This window comes from Amycolatopsis sp. NPDC058986, from assembly GCF_042741125.1.
In the GTDB taxonomy this organism is placed as follows: domain Bacteria; phylum Actinomycetota; class Actinomycetes; order Mycobacteriales; family Pseudonocardiaceae; genus Amycolatopsis.
Genome location: NZ_JBHYJW010000023.1, coordinates 104,061 through 125,349 on the forward strand (window position 1 = coordinate 104,061; position 21,289 = coordinate 125,349).

Sequence of the window (21,289 nt, forward strand, 5' to 3'; positions counted from 1 at the left end):
TGGACAGGACAAGGAAATGGCCGCACTGACCAAGATGACCGCCGTCGAGGCGAAGCTCTTCCTGCGCGATCCCGGCGCGCCGATCACCGTGCTCGGCATCCCGGTCGCGCTGCTGCTGGTGTTCGGGCTGATGCCGGACACCAGGAACCCCGATCCGAAGTTCGGCGGGCACGCGCCGCTGTCGACGCTGATCGCGCCGATGTCGGTGACGATCCTGCTCGCGATGCTCGCGCTCACGCTGTTCCCGGCCGCGATCGCCACCTACCGCGAAAAGGGGGTGCTGAAAAGGCTTTCGGCGAGCCCGGTGCCGCCGACCAGGCTGCTCACCGCGCAGCTGCTGGTGAACCTGGCGGCCGCGGTGATCGTGGTCCTGATCATCACCGGCGTGGGCAGGCTCGCGCTCGGCATGGACCTCCCGGCGAACCCGGCGGGCTTCGCGCTGTCCCTCGTACTCGGCACGGTCGCGCTGTTCTCCGTCGGCCTGGTGATCGCCGCGCTGGCGCCGACAGGGCGGGCCGCGAGCGGGATCGGCGCCGCGGCGTTCTTCCCGATGCTGGCGCTCGGCGGCGTCTGGGTGCCGAAGGAACAGCTGCCGTCGTTCCTGCAGCACGCCGCCGACGTCCTGCCGCTCGGCGCGACGCTGAACTCGCTGCGGGAGACCTGGGCGGGGAACGCGCCCGGCCTGACTCAGCTCATCGCGATGGCCGTCTTCGCCGTCGTCTGCTCCGTGATCGCCGCCCGTTCCTTCCGGTGGGAGTGAAAATGACCGCGACGCAGGAGAAAACGACCACGCTCACGGAGCCGCGCGCGGTCGCGCGGTTCGCCGCGAAGCCGGTGCTCACCATCGCCGCATTGCTCGCCGCCGTGCTCGCGCTGACCGCGGGCCGGTACGGCTACTTCGGCGACGAGCTCTACTTCCTGGCGGCCGGTCGGCATCTGGCCTGGGGGTATGTCGACCAGCCGCCGCTCCTGCCGCTGCTGGCGAGGGCGATGGACGCGATCGGCCCCGGATCCCCTTTCGTACTGCGGATTCCGGCGATCCTGGCGATGGCGGCCGGTGTCGTCTTCACCGCTCTGATCGCCCGTGAGCTGGGTGGCCAGGGCAAGGCGCAGGCGATCGCCGCGGCGACGTTCGCGGTGGCGACCCAGTTCGTCGCGACCGGGCACTACCTCGCGACGTCCACGATCGACCCGTTCCTGTGGACGGTATTGCTGTGGCTGCTGGTCCGCTGGATCCGGACCCGGCGGGACGGGCTGCTCGTATGGGCCGGAGTGGTCACGGCCATCGCGCTGTACACGAAGTTCCTGATCGGCGGCTTCTGGATCGTCGCGGGGATCGCGCTGCTCGTGTTCGGCCCGCGTGAGCTGCTCCGCCGCCCGAAACTGTGGGCGGGCGCGGGAATCGCCGCGCTCGCGCTGGTGCCGACGTTGATCTGGCAGGGCACACACGGCTGGCCGCAGCTGGGCATGGGCGCGGCGATCTCCCACGAGGTCGAGCACACCTGGGGCGGCCGGGTGGTGTTCCTGCCGTCCGTGCTGCTCATCGCGGGAATCCCGATCGGCGCGGCGCTGCTGTGCTACGGCCTGTGGCGGCTCCTGCGCTCGCCGGAGCTGCGGCCGTACCGGTTCCTCGCCTGGACGGCACTCGGCCTCGCGGTCGTCTTCTTTGCCGTGAACGGCCGGAACTACTACGTCGCGGGCATGTTCGCACCGTGCTGGGCGGTCGCGGCGGTGGAGATCGAGCGCGGGCAAGCCTCGCGGTGGTGGCGCTGGATCGCCACCTGGCCGGTGTACCTGGTCGCCGCGCTCGTCGTCGTCCCGATATCGCTCCCCGTGTGGCCGCAGTCGTGGCTGGCGAAGCATCCGTCGCTGCCGAGGCCGGTATTCGCCACCCAGGAGATCGGCTGGCCCGAAACGGCTCGCTCGGTCGCCGACGTGTACGCGGCGTTGCCCGGATCGGAACGCTCCGACACCGCAGTAATCGCCGAGAGCTACTGGGGCGCGAGCGCGCTCGACCGGTTCGGGCGCGACCTCGGACTCCCCGCGCCCGCGAGCCCCGACCGCGGTTACACGACGCTGGTGGTGCCGCCGGAAAACGCGACGAACGTGCTGTTCGTCGGCGAAGATCCGCGGCTCCTCCTCGGACATTTCGCCCACCTGCGGCCGATCGGAAAGGTCCACACCGGACTCGCGGTGGCCAACGCGATCGACGGCCAGCCCGTCTGGCTGGCCACCGGGCGGAACGAACCGTGGACGACGTTGTGGCCGAAGCTGGCACACGACTGAGGCCACCTGCCAGGGGGAACCCGGCGCCGTGGTCCCGTCCACGGCGCCGGGCCCGGCCCACGTAGGGTGCGGGTCAGGCCCGAGACCGACCACGAACGCGAGGAGCAGCATGGACGCCGTGACCACGGCCCCCGCGAAACCACGCGCCGGCGTCGCGACGTTCGCCAAGCTGCCGGTGGCCCTGCTCGCCGCCGGGACAGCGGCGGCCCTGCTGCTCACCGCCGGGAGATACGGCTATTTCGGGGACGAGCTGTACTTCCTCGCCGCCGGGAAGCACCTGGCCTGGGGCTACGCCGATCAGCCGCCGGTGCTCCCGGCACTGGCGTGGCTGATGAACTCGCTCGCGCCGGGGTCACTGATCGCGTTCCGGATCCCCGCGATCCTCGCCACCGCGGGCGGGGTCGTCTTCACCGCGCTCATCGCCCGCGAACTCGGCGGCGAACGCCGGGCGCAGACCAGGGCGGCGGCGGCGTACGCGATCTGCGGCCAGTTCGTGGGCAGTGGTCACTACCTCGCGACGTCGACCGTCGATCCGCTGCTGTGGACGGCGATCCTGTGGCTGCTGGTCCGCTGGATCCGTACTCGCGACGACAACCTGTTGCTGTGGCTCGGTGTGGCCACCGCGGTCGCGCTGAACATCAAGCTCCTCATCGGCGCGTTCTGGCTCGTCGCCGGGATCGCCGCGCTGGTGTTCGGCCCGCGTGAGCTGTTCCGCCGCCCGAAACTGTGGGCGGGCGCGGGAATCGCGGCGCTCTCGCTCGTCCCGACCATGATCTGGCAGGCGACCCACGGCTGGCCGCAGCTGGGCATGGGCGACGCCGTCAGCAACGAGGTCACCGAGGCAGGCGGCCGGAGCGCGTTCCTCCCCGGCCTGCTGACCGGCGCGGGACTGGTGATCGGTGCCCTGGGTGTCCTTTATGGACTGTGCGTGCTGCTGGGGAGCCGGCATCTGCGGCCGTACCGGTTTCTCGGCTGGGCCGCGCTGGGCGTGATCGCGGTGTTCGTCCTCGCCAACGGGCGCCCCTACTACGCCGCGGGCATGTTCGGCGTGTTGTGGGCCGCGGCCGCGGTGCACCTGCAACTACGACGTCCCGCGTTGTGGTGGCGCTGGGTGCCGACCTGGCCGGTGTTCGTCCTTTCCGCGCTCTTCAGCCTGCCCTACGCGCTCCCGGTGTGGCCCGCGCACTGGGTCGCCGACCATCCGGGAGCCCCTCGCCCTGCCTACGCGGCCGAGGAGATCGGCTGGCCCGATCTCGCCCAGAGCGTCGCGGACGTCTACCGCTCCCTGCCGCCAGGACAACGCGAGCACACCGCGCTCGTCACCGCGGGCTACTGGCAGGCCGGCGCGCTCGACCGGTACGGCCCCGAACGCGGGCTTCCCGAGGCGTACAGCCCGAGCCGTGGTTTCTGGTACTTCGGGCGGCCCGCGGACCACGTCGACACCGTGCTGTTCGTCGGCTACGACCCGCGGAAGCTGACCCGCGACTTCACGAGCGCGCAGATCGTCGGCAAGGTCGACAACGCGCTCGGCGTCCGCAACGCGAGCAGGCACATGCCGATCTGGCTCGTCACCGGACGGACGGCGGACTGGGCGACGATCTGGCCACAGCTGAGAGACATGAAGGCGTGACAGGTGTGAAGGTGGACTGGCGCGCACCGCTCTGGCCACCCGAGCACCGAACCGAAGCGCCGACCGGCTGGCGGCCCTGGCTTGCCCTCGTGGAGCGCTATCTGCCGTATGTCCTGCTCGCGGTGCCCACCGGGCTGAGCATCGGACTCGGCGGCCACGAACCACCCTGGGTGCTCACCACCACCGGGCTGGTCGCCGCGTCCCTGGTATGGGTCCTGCTCACCGTCACTCTCCCGCCGGAGCGGTGGCAGCAGAACCCGGTGTTCGCGGTGGTGGCCTTCAGCGGATTCGTGACGCTGGCGGGCATCCTCGAAGCGCGGGACACGAACTTCCTGATCTTCATGATCTTCGGGTTCTTCCAGGCGATGCGGCTCCGCCCGACGCCGCTGGCGCTGGCCGGGGTCGCGGTGGTGTCCCTGCTGATCCAGACGCTGCCGAACGGCGGGACCTGGCACGCGTTGACCACCGCGCCCGGCATTTGGCTCACCGTCGTGCTCGTGCAGACCGCCGCGATCGGCGGTGGTGCCGTGATCTCGGCGACGATCGCGCGGCAGAACGAAGAGCGGCGGCGCATGCTCGACCAGCTCACCGCCGCGGCCGAGGAGAACGCGGGGCTGCACCGGCAGTTGCTCAGCCAGGCCCGCGAGGCCGGCGTGCTGGACGAACGCCAGCGGCTCAGCCAGGAAATCCACGACACCCTCGCACAGGGGTTCACCGGGATCATCACGCAGCTCGAGGCGGCGGCACAGGCGAAGGAAGATCCGGGGAAGTGGCAACGTCACCTCGCGACAGCGACCACGCTGGCGCGCGAGAACCTGACCGCGGCCCGGCGCTCGGTGCACGCACTGCACCCGGAGCCGCTCGAATCGGCGACACTGCCCGAAGCGCTGGAAGAGGTGTCGCGGCAGTGGAGCGAGCGCACCGGCGTCGCGACGTCGTTCACCACCACCGGCACGGCCCAGGTGCTGCATCCGGAACTGGAGGCGACGCTGCTGCGCATCACCCAGGAAGCACTGTCCAATGTGGACAAGCACGCCGCCGCGGGCAGGGTCGGCCTCACACTGTCCTATATGGAGGACGAGGTGACGCTCGACGTGCGTGACGACGGCACCGGCTTCGTACCGTGCCCGGCGTCGCGGCCCTCCGAAGCCGAGAGCGGATTCGGGCTGCCCGGGATGCGGCGCCGCGTCCAGCGGCTGGCCGGTACGCTGCACGTCGAGTCCGAACCGGGCGGCGGCACGGCGATCTCCGTCAGTCTCCCCGCGATCGGCGTGCAGCCGGTCGCCGGGGCCGAGGAGGGACGCGGATGACGATCACCGTGCTGATCGCGGACGACCATCCGATCGTCCGAGACGGCCTGCGCGGCATCTTCACCGGCGAGAACGGCTTCGAGGTCCTCGGCGAGGCGGGTGACGGCGCGGAGGCCGTCGCGCTGGCCGAGCGTCTCCGTCCCGCCGTGGTCCTGATGGACCTGCGGATGCCCGGCACCGACGGCGTCGCCGCGATCACCGAACTCGCCCGGCTGGGCAACCCGGCCAGGGTGCTGGTGCTGACCACCTATGACACCGACTCCGACGTGGTGCCCGCGATCGAAGCCGGCGCGACCGGCTATCTGCTCAAGGACGCGCCGCGCGAGGAACTGTTCCGCGCCGTCCGCGCGGCGGCCCGCGGCGAGGCGGTGCTCTCCCCCGCCGTCGCGAGCAGGCTCATGGGCCGGATGCGCGAGCCCGCGCGGGAACCGTTGAGCCAGCGCGAGATCGAGGTGCTGACGCTGGTGGCCCGCGGGTCGACGAACAAGGACGCGGCGAGGAAGCTGTTCATCAGCGAGGCCACCGTGAAGACCCATTTGCTGCACGTCTACGCGAAACTCGGGGTCAAGGACCGCGCCGCCGCGGTCGCCGTCGCCTTCGAACGCGGCCTGCTCGGCGGCTGACCTTCGGCGAGCTGTCTGCTCAGGGCATCCAGTCGACCGTTGCCGCCCACGCCTCGGCACGGGTGAAGGCGGCGTTGACCCAGCTCTGCTTCTCGTCGGCGTAGTGCTCGACAGTGCCGTCGGCGGCGTGCTTGTCCGCCAGCTGCCGCTTGAGAGCGGCGTAGGCCTCCCGCTCCTCGGGGTGCACCCGCAGCCAGTCGCGGAAGAGCAGCGCGAGCCGCCACGCCGGCGTTTCGGGCGTGCGGACGTGCAGATTGACCGCGCGACGGGGATCGGCCCCCAGATGCATCCGCTTGAGCCACGGCTGGGTGCCACCGTCCTGCGGGTCGTCCCACCACTCGCCGCTCGCGCGAGGGAAGCCCGCGTCCGAAAGGGCGTCGGCGACCGCGTCGGCGTCGTCCAAAGTGGACACCGTGAGCTGGAGGTCGAGGATGTTCTTGGCGGGCAGGCCCGGCACCGACGTCGAGCCGATGTGGTCCGCGCGGACGAGCCGGTCGGCCGCCGCCTGCCGGATCCTCGTCAGCTGCCGCTCGGCCTGCACCGGCCAGTCCGGGTCGTACTCGTCGATCTTCGGCGACATCGGCGGCCTGGGGCGGCGCAGGCGCAGGTTCGCCTCGAACGGCACGAGCCGGTCGGCCCACAGCGCGTCGACCTCGGCGAGGACGATGTCGGCGGCGCCGCCGTTGTCGAGCCAGACGTCGGCGACGGCGCGGCGCTGCTCCTCGGTGGCCTGCGCGCGGACCCGCGCCCGCGCGTCGTCCTCGGCCATGCCGCGGGCGGACACCAGCCTGCGCACCCGGGTCTCCACCGGCGCGTCGACCACGACGACCAGGTGATACGCCGCGGCGAGCCCGCCCTCGACCAGCAGCGGGATGTCGTGCACGACGATCGCGTCCGCCGCGGCCCCGGCCATCAGCTCGGCCGTGCGGGCACCCACGCGGGGATGGACGATCGCGTTGAGCCGCTTGCGCGACTCCTCGTCGGCGAAGGCCTTGGCGGCCAGCGCGGCGCGGTCCAGCGAACCGTCGGGGGCCAGCACGTCCATGCCGAAGGCGCTGGCGAGTTCGGCGAGCCCATCGGTGCCCGGCTCCACCACCTCGCGGGCGATCCGGTCGGAGTCGATGAGCACCGCGCCGTGCTCGGCCAGGCGGTTGGCCACCGTCGATTTCCCGGCGCCGATCCCGCCGGTCAAGCCCACTCGCAGCATGAACTCACCCTAGTCGGCCCAGCCCGCCACCCGATCAGGGGACGTCGTGGTAGCGCGCACGTGCACCCGCACGGTCCGCTGCACACCTGCTCGGGAATAGCAAGATGACCGTAGGGCGTGATTCAACTGATATGGGTGACACGCCGGGTGATTACCACCATTGCGCGTACCCATTGCGTACCGTGCGCGGCGAAGGTCGCCCACACGGAGGAACGATGGCGGACAGCAAGCGCGGCGGGAGGCACCGGCTCGGCACGCCGGGGCTGGTGCACTGCCTTCAGTACCGCCCCGTCGCACTGGCGCTCGAGGAGTATCGGCGCACGTGGTGGAACGCGCTCCTGGTGCCGGCGAAGCACAGCCTCGCGGGCCTGCGCCGCAAGGCACGGGCGGCGGCTGCCGAGCGCATCTGGGTGCCCGCCACGTCCTGATCCCGGCCGGACGGCGAAATCCGCCTGGACCAGTGGTCCGGACCAGGGAAAAGGCAAGTTCCCAAGACGGCTCGAATATCGTATCTTCTGCACCGAGGCGGACTTCGACGCCGGTGAACGGCGGATGCGAAGGGGGTGCGGGTCGTGGCCATCCGGCATCTGTCCATGCAACCTGCGGAACAGAACAATCGTGAGCGTTTTCTGGACGCGGCACTCGCCGTGTTGCTGGATCGGGGACCGACGGCGCTCACCATCCGTGGCGTCGCGGAGGCCGCCGGCGCGTCGACTATCGCTGTGTACACCAGGTTCGGCGGGCGGAGCGGGTTGTACGACGCCCTCTACGAGCGCACCTTCGACCTGCTGCGGGAAATGCTGGAAACGCTTCCGCCGGAGACCGAAGACGGGCTCGGTGATCTACTGGGCCTCGCCATGGAGTTCCGGAAGTTCGCCTGGGAGAGCCCGGCGCGATACGCGTTGATGTTCGAGCGGCCGCTGCCGGATTTCAATCCCGATCCCGGTCTGCGCGCCGTGGTGCTGCGGACGACGTTCGAATTGTTCATCGGCAAGGTACGCAGAGTTTCCCCACCGGGAATCGACGCGCGGGCGGCCGGCTACCAGTTGTGGGCCACGATGCACGGCCTGATGAGCATGGAACTGACCCTGCGGTCGCGCGCGGCGGTGTCCGGCTGGTTCATCCCGCCGACGGACGAGGCCTACGAAGAGGTCTACCGCTCCGGTGTCCAGTCCATGATCACCGGTCTCGGCCTGCGCAATCTCGCCGGCGCCTGATTTCTCCTCCCGTGCCCACTTCCCGAGCCGCGCCCGAGGGACGCCTTCGGTGCGTTGGCCGCACCGAGGGACGTCCCCGTCGCACTCAACGCACCCAGGGTGTCCCTCGGGATGTGACGAAGGGGCCCTTCGGCGCGCTGAACGCACCAACGGGCCCCTTCACGACACTTGCGTCCACAAAGGACTGACGAACGGCCGTTGCCGCGAACGCTCCGTTGGGGACGTTGATCGTCGCGAACGGAGCGTTCGCGACATGCAGCCTCGCCGCCGTCACCGCGCGTCACCCGACCCGCGCACGGAAAGCCGCGCCATAGACGGCGGAACGCCCCCGGTCCGAAGAACCGGGGGCGTTCCGTCAGCTGGTGCTCAGTGCTCACGCACCGCCGGACAGCTTCTCGCGGAGCGCCGCGAGCTGCTCGTCGCTGGCGAGCGTGCCGCCGCTCTTGGACTCGGCCGGAGCGGAGGTGTAGCTCTGGTCGCCACCCTCGATGCCGGTCGCGGCGTCCGCGGCGGCCTCGGCGTCGGCCTGGGCGGCCTTCGCGACCTGCTTCATGTGGGCCTCGTAGCGCGTGTGGGCCTCGGCGTACTGCCGCTCCCACTCCTCACGCTGCTTGTCGTAGCCCTCCTGCCACTCCTGCGTGTCCGGGTCGAAGCCTTCGGGGTAGATGTAGTTGCCCTCGGCGTCGTACTCGGCGGCCATGCCGTACTGGGTGGGGTCGAACTCGGTCTCCGGGGTGACGCCCTCGTTCGCCTGCTTCAGCGACAGCGAGATCCGGCGGCGCTCCAGGTCGATGTCGATGACCTTGACCATGACGTCGCCGTTGACCTGGACGACCTGCTCCGGGATCTCCACGTGGCGCTCGGCCAGCTCGGAGATGTGCACCAGGCCCTCGATGCCCTCCTCGACGCGGACGAACGCGCCGAACGGGACGAGCTTGGTGACCTTGCCCGGCACGATCTGGCCGATCGCGTGGGTGCGGGCGAACTGGCGCCACGGGTCTTCCTGGGTCGCCTTCAGCGACAGGGAGACACGCTCGCGGTCCATGTCGACGTCCAGGACCTCGACCGTGACCTCCTGGCCGACCTCGACGACCTCGGACGGGTGGTCGATGTGCTTCCAGGACAGCTCGGAGACGTGCACGAGGCCGTCGACGCCACCCAGGTCCACGAAGGCACCGAAGTTGACGATGGACGACACGACGCCCTTGCGGACCTGGCCCTTGGCGAGCGCGTTGAGGAACTCGCTGCGCACCTCGGACTGGGTCTGCTCGAGGTAGGCGCGGCGGGACAGGACGACGTTGTTGCGGTTCTTGTCCAGCTCGATGATCTTCGCCTCGAGCTCACGGCCGACATACGGCTGGAGGTCGCGCACGCGGCGCATCTCGACCAGCGAGGCGGGCAGGAAGCCGCGGAGCCCGATGTCCAGGATGAGGCCGCCCTTGACGACCTCGATGACGGTGCCCTTGACGGGCTCGTCCTTCTCCTTGAGCTCCTCGATCGTGCCCCAGGCGCGCTCGTACTGCGCGCGCTTCTTGGACAGGATCAGACGGCCTTCCTTGTCCTCCTTCTGCAGGACAAGCGCTTCCACCTCGTCACCGACGCTGACAACCTCTGCCGGGTCGACATCGTGCTTGATGGACAGCTCACGCGAGGGGATGACACCCTCGGTCTTGTACCCGATGTCGAGCAGGACCTCGTCGCGGTCGACCTTGACGATCGTGCCCTCGACGATGTCGCCATCGTTGAAGTACTTGATGGTCTTGTCGATCGCCGCGAGGAAGTCTTCCTCCGACCCGATGTCGTTGATGGCGACCTGCTGAGGCCCGGTGGGGGCGGTCGGGGCGGTGGCGGTGTCGGTGGTCATTAGGCGGGTTGCTCCGGTGGATGGGAAGTAGTGGGTGTGCAGTTTGGCCGCGCCGCGGGCTCGGAAGCATGCGAAGACCCCATAAGCAAACGTCCACCAGTGAACGACCGCGGCATCTCCCGCAAACGGTGCGCGGCCCGATTCCCAGACGCTCGCTGAAGCGAGCCTGAGCGGTAGGCAGCGCGAACCCACTGCGCTAACAGGTATCCTACGCGGCCCCCTGTAGGGGACACAATCAGGGTCCGTCCTCGCTCGCCGGGCGGGCGATAGGCTGTCGCCAGAGGCTCCCGAGCTGGGAGAACGCACTCGGGAAGGACTGGCTTGGAGCACGGAACCGCCCTCGGCGCCGAAGCGGCCGCCGAACTCCCGCCGGAGGACCGGCACGCGCATGCGGAGCAGCGGCTCGGCACGGCGGGGACAGCGTACCGGACGGTCGGCGGCGGCGAAGCGGCCGCGGCGAACCTCGCGTGGTGGGACGCCGACGCCGACGACTACCAGGCCACCCACGGCGAGTTCCTCGGCGACGCCGACTTCGTCTGGTGCCCGGAGGGGCTGCGCGAGGCGGACGCCCGGCTGCTCGGCGACGTCCGGGGACGCCGGGTGCTCGAGGTCGGCTGCGGGCAGGCGGCCTGCTCGCGCTGGCTGGCCGCCGAGGGCGCGCACGCGGTCGCGACCGACCTGTCCGCCGGGATGCTCCGGCACGCCCGCGCCGGCAACGCGCGCACCGGCCTCGACGTCCCGCTCGTGCAGGCCAACGCCGAACGGCTCCCCCTCGCGGACGCGAGCTTCGACGTGGCGTGCTCGGCGTTCGGCGCGCTGCCGTTCGTGCCCTCGCTGGAGACGGTGTTCTCGGAGGTCCGCCGGGTGCTGCGGCCGGGTGCGCCGTGGGTGTTCTCGGTGACGCACCCGATGCGCTGGATCTTCCCGGACGATCCGGGGCCGCACGGGCTGACGGTCACCCAGCCGTACTTCGACCGGACCCCGTACGTCGAGATCGACGACGACGGCACCGCGACCTACGTCGAATACCACCGGACGCTCGGCGACTACGTGCGCGCGCTGGCCGCCACCGGGTTCACGCTGGACGACCTGCTCGAACCCGAGTGGCCCGCGGGGCACGAACGCGTCTGGGGACAGTGGAGCCCGTTGCGGGGCAAGCTCTTCCCCGGCACCGCGATCTTCCGCACGCGCCGGGACTGACCACCCGGTGGCGGCGCCGCGGCGGATCTGGCACGCGCGGTTCGCCGCGCTGGATCCCCTGCTGCGGCCGATCCCGCTGCCCCGTGGCGTTCCGCTGACGACCGGGCCGGACTTCGGCGTGCTCACCAGGACGGCCGTGGCACCGACGTCGTGGCAGGCGCTGTGGGGCGCTTCGGTGACCTACCGGCTGAGCGCGGTACCCGGCGCGGACGCCGTCGGCGGTATGCGCGCGCTGCTCGACGCCTGGGAGGAGCGGCGGCCCGGCGATCCGGAACGCGACAGCGTGCGCGTGGTGACCTGGCCGAGCCGGGACCTCGCGATCGCGGAAGTGTTGCTGGCCAAGGGATTCGTACCCGAGATCGTGCTGGCGGCGCGGAGGTCCGCGCCCTCGTCCGGTCACCACGCGCCCGAGATCGACGTACGCGGTGCGCACGAGGCCGACATCGAGGAGATCGTCGCACTGCGGCTGGCGGAACTGGAGTACGCCGCGCTGGTCGGGCCGAGCGTGCGCCGACCGGGCGCACCGGCACTGCTGGCCGCGGAAACACGGCGGAGCCTGCGGTTCGGGGCACGCATCCTGATCGCCGACCGCGAAGGCGTCGCCGCCGGGCTGGTCGCGTTCGGCGGAACACCGTCCGGCTGCGGCGAAGGCTCGCTCCCGGAAGGACGCTGGGGGCACCTCGGCACTCTCGCGGTGGCCCCCGCCGAACGCGGCCACGGGATCGGCAGGACATTGGCGGTCGCGGCGCATCGCGAACTGGATTTGTCGGGGGTGCGGGGTACGTTCCTCTACTACCACCCGGCCAACCCGCTTTCGACGGTGTTCTGGCACCGGCAGGGCTATCGTCCACTGTGGACGACCTGGGCCCGGCGGCAGGCGGGGTGACCGACGAGCGAGGGGGAACCATGGAGATCGCCGAAGAACTCTTCGCCGCGCACCGCGCCCGGCTGGCCGCGCTCGACCCGCTGCTGCCCCGCGCGGCGCCACCGGCCGCCGGCGAGCGGCTCGACGCGGCGACCGCGAGCGGCGGCCGGGTCACCGGCGTGCTGCAACGGCAGCGCCACGGGCCGGACGACGTGCCGATGCTGTGGTCGGCCGCCGACACCTGGCAACTGTTCCCGTACTTCGGCGACACCGGCACCGAAGGCGCCGACCTGCTGCTGCGTGCCTGGCGGGCGCGGCTGGACGGCGAGCCGCTCGGCGAGGATTCCGCGTGCGTCGTCAACTGGCCCAGCCGGGACGCGGAAGCGATCCGGGCGTTCCTCGACCACGGGATGGTGCCGCTGACCGCGCTCGCGGTCCGCACCGAGGCGCCGGTACCGGCCCCGGCGGACGGCGTCCACGTCCGGCGGGCCACGACGGCGGACTTCGCCAGCGCGCTGGCGCTGGCCGAGGCGACCTTCGAGTACACAGGGCTGGTCGCCGCGCGGCGGCGGCCCAACACCGCCGCGCTGCTCGCCCCGGCGCTGCGGGAGGATCTCAGCCAGGAACGTCCTGCGGTCTGGCTCGCCGAGCGCGACGGTGTACCGGTGGCGTACGCCCAGTGTTCCTGGGTGGACGCCACTCCGGGGATGCCGGGTTCGGAACTGCTGCCCTCCGGCCTCTGGGGCTACGTCAACAACGTCGTGACCGCGCCGGAGCAGCGCGGCACCGGGGTCGGCCGCGCGCTGATGACCAGGGTGCACGCGGTCTTCCACGACGAGGGCGCGGACGGGACGTACCTCTACTACAACCCGACCAACCCCCTCTCCTCGGTGTTCTGGCACCGGCAGGGTTATCGTCCACTGTGGACGTCGTGGGAGGTGCACCCCGCTTCCGCGTTGCGCTGACCCGGCATCCTGCGGTCCGGTTTGCGATGATTGCCCCGCACCAAGGTCACCCGTGAGTGTGACGTGCGCCGGGCGATGTTGCCGCGCTCCCGGGCAGAGGTCTACGTTTTTGAACTGACCGGTCAGTTCAAAAGTGATCCCGACGCTGGAGTTCCCGTGCAGGTTCGAGCCGACAGTGTGTCCCTAGAAGGGCCCCACGGCACGCTGTTACCCCCCACCTCGCTGACCGTCCAGGCCGGGGAGCTGGCCCTTGTGCACGGCGAGCCGGGGGTCGGCGTCACCGCCTTCGGTCTCGCGCTCGCCGGGCGGCTCAAGCCGAGCACCGGCACGGTGACCGTCAACCACGCCGCCGACGCCGTCGGCGATCTTCGCAAGATCGTCGCGGTGGTCGACGCGCCGGGGGTCAGCGAACCGGACGGCGCGCTGGCGCTGCGCGTCGTCGTCGGCGAGGAACTGGCGCTGGCGCACCGCCCGGCCGCCAAGACCGACGTCGCGCGCTGGCTGAGCGAGCACGACGCGGCGGCGTACGCCGACACCCGCTTCGAAAACCTCGAACCGGCACTGCGCACCAGGCTGCTCACCGAGTTGGCCGCCGAGCGCGAAGGCGTGCGTCTGCTCGTCCTCGACACGCCGGACCGGCACACCAGTGACGTCGGCAGCTGGGCGCGGCTCGCCCGCGAACACGCCGAACGCGGGCTCGCCGTCGTGGTGCTGACCGCGACGACGCCGGATTCGGCTCTCCCCCACCCGCCGGCCCGCATCGGGTCGGCCGACCAGCCCGAACCACAACGGTGCTCGCCCGGCCCGGAAACCGCCGAGCTGAGCGCCGAAGGAGATCAGGAATGACTTCCCGCCCGAGCGGTACGAGCGCGTTCCGCATCGCCGCCAACGAACTGCGCAGGCTCACCGCGGGCACCTTGCCCAAGCTGGCGATGGTCGCGCTGGTGCTGGTGCCGCTGCTGTACGCGTCCTTCTACCTGTACGCCAACTACGACCCGTACGGCCGCCTCGACAAGCTGCCAGCCGCCGTCTACACGAGTGACGCGGGCGCGAAGGACGCGTCGGGCAAGGATCGCAACGTCGGCCGCGAGGTGACCGACGAACTCGTCAACTCGCATACGTTCCAATGGCACGAGGTCTCGCAGGACGAAGCGGCGAAGGGGGTGAAGGACGGCAAGTACTCGTTTGTCATCGGCATCCCGCACGACTTCTCCGCGGCGCTGCTCTCGGTCGGCAACTTCCAGCCGCAGCAGGCCACGATCACGCTGACCACCAACGACTCCAACAACTACCTGTCCGGCACGATCGCCAAACAGGTGGCCGAACAGGTCAGGAAGACCATCGCGGAGAAGGTCGGCAGCGAGGCCGCGGACCGGTTCCTGGTCGGCTTCTCCACGATCTACGGCAAGATCTCCGAGGCGTCCGACGGAGCCAGGCAACTCGCCGACGGGGCCGCGAAACTGCGGGGCGGGCAGCAGGAGCTGGCCACCGGCGCGAACCAGCTCGCGACCGGGAGCGGCACCCTCGCGAACGGGCTCGGCACCCTGAAGTCCAGTACGACTTCCCTGCCGTCACAGGCGAAACAGCTCGCCGACGGCGCGGGCCGGGTCGCCGACGGTGCCGGGCAGGTCGCCGACGGGAACCAGAAGGTCGCCGACGCCGCCGCCCTCGCCGCGGGCGCGTCGAGCGACATCCAGACCAAGCTCAACGGCTACCGCACCCAGCTCGCCCAGGACCTGCGGAACGCGGGTGTGCCCGAGGCGAAGGTGCAGGAGATCGTCGCCAAGGCCGACCAGTTGCGCTCCCCCGTCGACCAGGCGAACGCCAAGATCCAGGGTGCGAACGGCGAACTCGCGAAGCTCGCCGCCGGGTCCCGGCAGGTGTCCAACGGCGCGCAGCAGGTGTCCAGTGGCGCACAACAGCTCTCGACCGCCGCGCCGCAACTCGCGAATGGCATCGCGCAGGCCTCCGACGGCGCGAACCAGCTTCGGGACGGCGCCGCGAAGCTCAACGACGGCGAGAAGACCGCGCTCGACGGCACGAACCAGCTGGCCGACGGCTCGGCGAAGCTGCGCGACGGGCTCGCCGCCGGGCTGAAGCAGATCCCGAACCCGGACGACCCGACGCGTTCGGCGACGGCCAACACCATCGCCGACCCGGTGGCCGTGACGTCCAACGGCGTCGCCTCGGCGGGCACCTACGGCGCGGGGCTGGCCCCGTTCTTCATCGCGCTCGCCACCTGGATCGGCGCGTTCGTGCTGTTCCTGCTGCTACGGCCGCTGTCGACCCGCGCGCTTACTGCGGGCGCGTCGCCGCTGCGGGTGGCGATCGGCGGCTGGCTGTCCTCGGCGCTGCTCGGGATCGCGCAGGTGATCGTGCTGTTCGGCGCGGTGACGTGGCTGGTCGGCATCCACGTCGCGCATCCGCTCGGCGCGATCGGGTTCGCCATCCTCGTCTCGCTCGCCTTCACCTCGGTGGTGCACGCGCTCAACGCGTTCTTCGGCGCGGTCGGGAAGTTCCTCGGCCTGGTGCTACTGGTGCTCCAGCTGGTCAGCGCGGGCGGCACGTTCCCGTGGCAGACGATCCCGGACGCGCTGTATCCGCTGCACGTGGTGCTGCCGATGAGCTACGCGATCGACGGGTTCCGGCATCTGCTCTACACCGGGGCGTCGATGCGGATCCTCGGTGACATCGGGGTGCTGGCCGCCTACCTGGTCGGCGGGATCCTGCTGTCCACTTTGGCCGCTCGCAAACGTCGCATGTGGACGGTGTCGGCGCTGAAACCCGAGCTGTCCCTGTGAGTCCCCGCGCCAAGGCGACCAAGCAGAAGCTCTTCGAGGCCACGTTGCGGCTCTCGGCGAGCCAGGGCCTTGTCGGCCTCACCGTGGACGACATCGCCGCCGAAGCGGGCGTGGCCAAGGGCACCGTCTACTACAACTTCGGCAGCAAGGACGGGCTCGTCGACGGGCTGCTGCGGTACGGCGTCGATCTGCTGGCCGGCCGGCTGCGGGCCGAGATTTCGGACGCCGACCCGCTGGACGTCGTCGAGGCGCAGGTGGACACCACGCTGGAGTTCATCCAGCAATACCCGGGTTTTTCGCAGATCCTGGTCAGCGAACTGTGGCGGACCCCCGGCCAGTGGCACGACACGCTGTCGCTGCTGCGCGAGGAGATCATCTCCATCGTCAAACAACAGCTGCAGCGGCTGGACGAGGCGGGACGGCTGCCGGACGGCGTGCAGATCCCGACAGCGGCGGCGGGACTGTTCGGCACCATGCTCGTGGTGGCGCTCGACTGGCAGGTCTTCCAGCCGAAACGCACCAGGGCCGACGTCCGGGACTCCGTCATGGTCCTCATCCGCGGCCTCGGCAGGTAGCCGAGGCCGCGGCGGACGTCACTCGCGGGTGAGGATGTTGTCGGCGAGGCTGGTGCGCGCGACCTTCCGCGCGGGCAGCCGGATCGACAACAGTCCGATGAGGACGGTCACAGCCACGATGCCGAGGTACACCAGCGGTGTTCCGGCGGGCAGCGGGCTCCCGGTGTAGTTCAGGCCGAGGAAGGCCAGCGGCAGCACCGGGATGGCCGAGCCGAGCACCACCGCGATGCCCACCACGATCCAGGATTCGACCCGGATCATCCGCAGGACCTGCCGCCGGGTGGCGCCGACCAGCCGCAGGAGCGTCAGCTCACGGCTCCGGTCCAGCGTCGCGGTCACCAGGGTGTTGACCACCGACAGCGCGACGTAGAGCAGGATGACGCCGAGCAGGACGCGGTTGAGCCACACGTTCGCTTCCTGCTCCCCGTCGGTGGCGACGGTGAGCGAGTGCCGGTCGGTGACCCCGAGCCCGGGATAGGTCAGGGCCAGCTCCCGCAGGCCCCGCTCCACCACGGCGCGGTCGGCGGTGCCCGCGGCGCTCACGAGTACCGAGCCTGCCAGGCGGCTGGTCGTGTGCGGGAGCAGGACGTCCTGCGGCAGCAGCACGTCGCCGTAGCCGAGGTTGTTCCCGAACACCGCCACCAGCCGCGGGGACACGCGGGTGCGGTCTCCCAGGTACAGCTCGACCCGGTCCCCGATGTGCTTGCCCTGCCAGGACGCCTCGGACTCGCTCAGCGCCACGGTGTCCCCGCGCAGGTCGTCGAACCGGCCCTGGCGCACGGCCAGTGAAAGGGTGCCGGTCAGCTGCCCGGCGTCGACACCATAGGCCTTGACCTTGGACAGTGGTTCCTCGCGCGCGTCGGGGTCGTACACGATGACGTCGCTGCCGACCAGCGGCGTCGCCGCGCTCACCCCTGGCACAGCCCGCGCGGCGGCCGCAGCGCTCGCCGGGATCCCGGCAGGGGCGGTGAGCACGAAGTCGGCCGAGGTGGCGGCGCGGGCCTGTTCCTGGGTGGCGTCGGTGAGCATCGCCTGGCTGTAGAACTGGGTGACCGAAAAGCCGAGGGTCAGCACCAGCGGGGTCACCGCGGCGGCGAGCCGCCGTGAGTTGGCCATGCTGTTGCGGGCGGCGAGGTAGCGGGAGGTGGCACGCGAGCCCAGCATGGCCCCGCCGACGATCCGGGTCGCCCCGGACATCAGCCGCGGGCCGAGCAGCCCGATGCCGATCACCGCGACCAGCGAGGACATCACGGCGGGCGCCATGGCCAGCTGCCCCTGGAGGAACAGCGTCGCCGTAGCGCCTGCCCCGGCCAGTAGAAGCAGCACCACACCGGTGATCGCCCGCCCGCGGCCGAGCTTCGCCTTCTCCACGGCGGCCTCGCCGAGCGCCTCGATCGGTTTGAACTTCAGCAGCCGCCGCGCCGAGGTCCACGCGGCCAGCCAGGCGGCACCCACGCACAGCACGACCGCGGCCACCATCGGCACCGGACTGGCCGAGAGCTCGAAGCCTTCGGGAATGACACCGATCTTCACGAAGGCGTCCCGGATCCCGTAGGAGGCGAACAGGCCCGGCAGCACCCCGAGCAGGGCGCCCGCGCCGGACACGAGCAGCGTCTCGATACCGATGAGGCGGCGCACCTGCCCAGGCGTGGCGGCGATGGTCCGCAGCAGCGCGATCTCCCGGCGCCGCTGGTTCAGCACCAGCGCCAGCGTGCTCGCCGTCACGAAGATCACGATCATGAACACGAACCCGGTGAACGATCCGGAGATGATCGTCAGGATCTGCCGGGACTGTGCCGCGTCCAGCGACTCGGCCTCACCGCGCTCGGATCCCGAGTAGACGGTGACATCCTTGTTGTCCGACAAGGCTTTTTCCACCCGGTCGGCAAGATCCTCGGCGTTCCCGGGGGCGCCGAGCACGCCGATCGCGGCGAGCCTGCCTGGCTCGCCGGACAGCGACCGCGCGACGTCGTCGGCGAAGAACACCGCGGACTGCCTGGCCAGTCCGTCCTTTCCGGACGGTGCGGCGATGCCGCTCACGTGGTAGCTCACCGGCCGGTCCCGCACCGAGACCCGCACGGTCGAACCGACGGTGACGCCGGCGCGCTGCGCGAGTTCGGCGTCCAGCACCACGTCGCCCGGCGCCGCGGGCGCGCTACCCGACCGCACGGCGAACGGGGTCAGCTCGGCGCTGCCCCAGCCGTGCCCGAACGAGTGACCGCCGTCCGCGCCGGGCAGCACCCGGCCGTCCGCGGTCACCACCGAAACCGGAAAGCTCACCTCCCCGATCACCTTGGCGACGCCGGGAATCCCCGCGACTGTTCCGGCCAGCCCGGAGTCGACCGAGACCTTCTCGGGGAGGTTCTCCTGCTTGGCGTCGCGCTCGCCGCCCGGCCCCACCTTGATCCGCTGCGTGACGGTCTGGTTGCCGCCGACCACCACCTGCGTGGCGGCGTAGCGCTGCGCGGGCACCCCGCCGAACAGGCCGGACTCCAGCAGCACGCCGCACGCGGTGAACAGGATCGCCCCGCCGAACAGGGCGAGGAACGACGCGACGAACGCGGCCCTGCGGGCCCGGATCGTCGCCCATGCCAGGGAAAGCATCGCGCTCACCACTCCCCGAGCGTGGTCATCCGCGCGGCCACGCGTTCGGGCGTCGGCGACGGCATCTCCTCGACGAACCGGCCGTCGGCGAGGAACAGCACACTGTGCGCGTGCGCCGCCGCCACCGGGTCGTGGGTGACCATCACCACGGTCTGGCCCGCTTCGTCGACGAGCCCGCGCAGCAGCGTCAGCACCTCGGCGCCGGTCCGCATGTCCAGCGCGCCGGTCGGCTCGTCTGCGAAGACCACCTCCGGCCGGGAAACGAGCGCCCTGGCCACGGCGACCCGCTGCTGCTGACCACCGGAAAGCTGGTTCGGCCTGCGCTGGAGATGCCGGTCCAGCCCGACCCTGCCGACGATCTCCCGCAGCCACGCGGCGTCCGCGGTACGCCCGGCGAACCGCAACGGCAGCGTGATGTTGTCCAGGACCGACAGCGACGGCACCAGGTTGTAGGCCTGGAAGACGAAGCCGATCCGGTCCCGGCGCAGCTCCGTCAGCACCTTCTCCTTGAGCCCGGAGAGTTCCGTGTCACCCAGCCGCACCGAGCCCGACGTCGGCCGGTCGAGACCGGCCGCGCAGTGCAGGAACGTGCTCTTGCCCGAGCCGGACGGCCCCATCACCGCGGTGAACCGGCCTCGCCTCAGGTGCAGCGATACGCCGCGCAAAGCCGTCACGGCGCTGTCCCCCGCGCCGTAGACCTTGGTCACGCCGTCCAGCCGGACCGCGTGATCCTGGCCGACCATCGGCTCCGATCGTGTGTACACCACTGACGTCCCCACTCCTGTCCGCTCGCACTCCTTGACGTGATCGAAGGTAGGTTTTGCGGCAGGGTGCAGGACATCCCGCGGAGTACCGGATCCGTGGTAGAGCGCACTCCACCAGGACGGGAGAGGAATGGCCGGAAGACAGCTGCGTCACGCGCCGAGGAGGGTGTGGTCGTCGTTCGCCTCACTGGCGATCGGCTTCCTCACCGCGATGGCGTCCTGGCTCGTGGTGTGCGCGCTGCTGATCTGCACGCTGCTGGTGTTCACGCTGCCCCTGCTGCCGCTGCTGATGACCGCGGTCCGCAGGCTGATCGCGGTCGACCGGTGGCGGGTCTCCCGCTACACCGGCCGTCAGGTCCCGGAGCGCTACCAGGAACTGAGCGGGCCGTTCCTCGGTCGGGTCGTCACCGTGCTCTCCGACCCGGCGACCCGCCGCGACCTGCTGTGGCTGCTCGTGCACCCGCTCCTCGGGATCCCGCTGAGCGTGCTCACGATCGGCCTGCCGGGCGCGGCCGTGCAGAATTTCATCACCTCGCTTGTCTGGTGGCTGGTCCCCGGCGGGATGAAGAGTTCGTTCGGCCTGCCCGTCACCTCGTGGCCCGAAGCCGCGCTCAACCTCGGCATCGCGGTCGCGGCGGCGCTGGTGTCGTGTCTCGTGCTGCCCTTGCTGGCCACCGGCGAGGCGCATCTGGCGCGAGCGCTGCTATCACCGCCGAAGGCGAGCATGGCGCAGCGGGTGGCCGAACTGACCGCGACCCGGGCGGCCGCGCTGGAAGCCCACGGCGCCGAACTCCGCCGTATCGAACGGGATCTGCACGACGGCACGCAGAACCGGCTGGTCGCCGTGGTGATGATGCTCGGCATCGCGGAACGCGGGCTGCGGCGCGACCCGGCGTCGGCGCTGCCGCTGGTGCTCAAGGCGCAGAACGCCGCGTCGGACGCGATCGCCGAACTCCGCGACGTCGTCCGCAGTATTCACCCGCCGGTGCTGGAGGATCGCGGCCTCGACGGCGCGGTCGACGCGCTGGCCGCCCGCAGCCCGATTCCGTGCACCGTGGACGTCGAATCGCTGCGAAGGCTGCCCGCCGCGGTGGAGGCGGCGGCGTACTTCGTCGTCGCCGAGGCGCTGACCAACGTGGCCAAGCACAGCGGCGCGGAACACGCCTCGGTGCGCCTCGCGATCCGGGGCGACGTCCTCACGGTCGAGGTCACCGACGACGGCCACGGCGGGGCCGACGAGGACGGCGGCACCGGGTTGAACGGGATCCGCCGACGCGTCGAGGCGTTCGACGGGCACACTGAGCTGTCCAGTCCGGTGGGCGGGCCGACCGTGCTGCGCGCGGTCCTGCCGACCGGGGCCTGAGGAAAGGAAACCACT

The 21,289-nt window shown here is 71.0% G+C and carries 18 protein-coding genes; 14 read left to right on the forward strand and 4 right to left on the reverse strand.

Annotated features, from left to right (window positions below; translation table 11 throughout):
• The first annotated feature begins 16 nt into the window (after positions 1-16).
• From ACFW0G_RS21420 to ACFW0G_RS21440, 5 genes are all read left to right on the forward strand, one after another.
• On the forward strand, positions 17-760 hold the full coding sequence (locus tag ACFW0G_RS21420; RefSeq protein WP_378327096.1) for an ABC transporter permease: 744 nt from the start codon (positions 17-19) through the stop codon (positions 758-760).
• 2 nt (positions 761-762) lie between these two features.
• On the forward strand, positions 763-2,286 hold the full coding sequence (locus ACFW0G_RS21425; RefSeq protein ID WP_378327097.1) for an ArnT family glycosyltransferase: 1,524 nt from the start codon (positions 763-765) through the stop codon (positions 2,284-2,286).
• Positions 2,287-2,395: 109 nt separating this feature from the next.
• Entirely contained in the window at positions 2,396-3,916 is a 1,521-nt protein-coding gene (locus ACFW0G_RS21430) for an ArnT family glycosyltransferase (RefSeq protein WP_378327098.1), read from the forward strand.
• Positions 3,913-5,226, forward strand: a complete 1,314-nt coding sequence (locus tag ACFW0G_RS21435) for a sensor histidine kinase (RefSeq protein WP_378327099.1) — start codon at positions 3,913-3,915, stop codon at positions 5,224-5,226. Before ACFW0G_RS21430 ends, ACFW0G_RS21435 begins: the two co-directional genes overlap by 4 nt.
• Positions 5,223-5,849: a response regulator gene (locus tag ACFW0G_RS21440; protein ID WP_378327100.1), complete on the forward strand. Its 627-nt coding sequence runs from the start codon at positions 5,223-5,225 to the stop codon at positions 5,847-5,849. The genes ACFW0G_RS21435 and ACFW0G_RS21440 overlap by 4 nt, the downstream gene beginning before the upstream one ends.
• 19 nt (positions 5,850-5,868) lie before the next feature.
• Here ACFW0G_RS21440 and coaE read toward each other — a convergent pair whose 3' ends face one another.
• A complete protein-coding gene (gene coaE, locus ACFW0G_RS21445) occupies positions 5,869-7,056 on the reverse strand; it encodes a dephospho-CoA kinase (protein ID WP_378327101.1) in 1,188 nt (395 codons plus the stop codon).
• Between the two features lie 215 nt (positions 7,057-7,271).
• Here coaE and ACFW0G_RS21450 point away from each other — a divergent pair, with 215 nt between their 5' ends.
• Complete coding sequence (locus tag ACFW0G_RS21450) at positions 7,272-7,484, forward strand: hypothetical protein (RefSeq protein ID WP_378327102.1); 213 nt, start codon at positions 7,272-7,274, stop codon at positions 7,482-7,484.
• 165 nt (positions 7,485-7,649) lie between these two features.
• Entirely contained in the window at positions 7,650-8,273 is a 624-nt protein-coding gene (locus ACFW0G_RS21455) for a TetR/AcrR family transcriptional regulator (protein WP_378327125.1), read from the forward strand.
• Positions 8,274-8,646: 373 nt separating this feature from the next.
• On the opposite strand, the gene rpsA is transcribed toward ACFW0G_RS21455, so the two are convergent.
• Positions 8,647-10,137, reverse strand: coding sequence for a 30S ribosomal protein S1 (gene rpsA, locus ACFW0G_RS21460; RefSeq protein WP_378327103.1), 1,491 nt, complete (start codon positions 10,135-10,137; stop codon positions 8,647-8,649).
• 321 nt (positions 10,138-10,458) lie between these two features.
• Here rpsA and ACFW0G_RS21465 point away from each other — a divergent pair, with 321 nt between their 5' ends.
• From ACFW0G_RS21465 to ACFW0G_RS21490, 6 genes are all read left to right on the forward strand, one after another.
• On the forward strand, positions 10,459-11,337 hold the full coding sequence (locus ACFW0G_RS21465; RefSeq protein WP_378327104.1) for a class I SAM-dependent methyltransferase: 879 nt from the start codon (positions 10,459-10,461) through the stop codon (positions 11,335-11,337).
• Between the two features lie 7 nt (positions 11,338-11,344).
• A complete protein-coding gene (locus ACFW0G_RS21470) occupies positions 11,345-12,223 on the forward strand; it encodes a GNAT family N-acetyltransferase (RefSeq protein ID WP_378327105.1) in 879 nt (292 codons plus the stop codon).
• 20 nt (positions 12,224-12,243) lie between these two features.
• Positions 12,244-13,167: a GNAT family N-acetyltransferase gene (locus ACFW0G_RS21475; protein WP_378327126.1), complete on the forward strand. Its 924-nt coding sequence runs from the start codon at positions 12,244-12,246 to the stop codon at positions 13,165-13,167.
• 156 nt (positions 13,168-13,323) lie between these two features.
• A complete protein-coding gene (locus tag ACFW0G_RS21480) occupies positions 13,324-14,013 on the forward strand; it encodes an ABC transporter ATP-binding protein (protein WP_378327106.1) in 690 nt (229 codons plus the stop codon).
• Positions 14,010-15,968 carry a YhgE/Pip family protein gene (locus ACFW0G_RS21485; protein ID WP_378327107.1) on the forward strand — a complete coding sequence of 653 codons (1,959 nt, stop codon included), beginning with the start codon at positions 14,010-14,012 and terminating at the stop codon, positions 15,966-15,968. Before ACFW0G_RS21480 ends, ACFW0G_RS21485 begins: the two co-directional genes overlap by 4 nt.
• Positions 15,965-16,543 carry a TetR/AcrR family transcriptional regulator gene (locus ACFW0G_RS21490; RefSeq protein WP_378327108.1) on the forward strand — a complete coding sequence of 193 codons (579 nt, stop codon included), beginning with the start codon at positions 15,965-15,967 and terminating at the stop codon, positions 16,541-16,543. Before ACFW0G_RS21485 ends, ACFW0G_RS21490 begins: the two co-directional genes overlap by 4 nt.
• Before the next feature lie 18 nt (positions 16,544-16,561).
• Here the strand turns inward: ACFW0G_RS21490 and ACFW0G_RS21495 are convergent, their stop codons facing one another.
• Both ACFW0G_RS21495 and ACFW0G_RS21500 read right to left on the reverse strand, forming a co-directional pair.
• Positions 16,562-19,147: an ABC transporter permease gene (locus tag ACFW0G_RS21495; RefSeq protein ID WP_378327109.1), complete on the reverse strand. Its 2,586-nt coding sequence runs from the start codon at positions 19,145-19,147 to the stop codon at positions 16,562-16,564.
• Between the two features lie 5 nt (positions 19,148-19,152).
• Positions 19,153-19,890 (reverse strand): ABC transporter ATP-binding protein, encoded by a 738-nt coding sequence (locus ACFW0G_RS21500; protein ID WP_378327127.1) that lies wholly within the window; start codon positions 19,888-19,890, stop codon positions 19,153-19,155.
• 151 nt (positions 19,891-20,041) lie between these two features.
• On the opposite strand from ACFW0G_RS21500, the gene ACFW0G_RS21505 reads away from it, so the two are divergent.
• Positions 20,042-21,274, forward strand: a complete 1,233-nt coding sequence (locus ACFW0G_RS21505) for a sensor histidine kinase (protein ID WP_378327110.1) — start codon at positions 20,042-20,044, stop codon at positions 21,272-21,274.
• Positions 21,275-21,289: the final 15 nt, after the last annotated feature.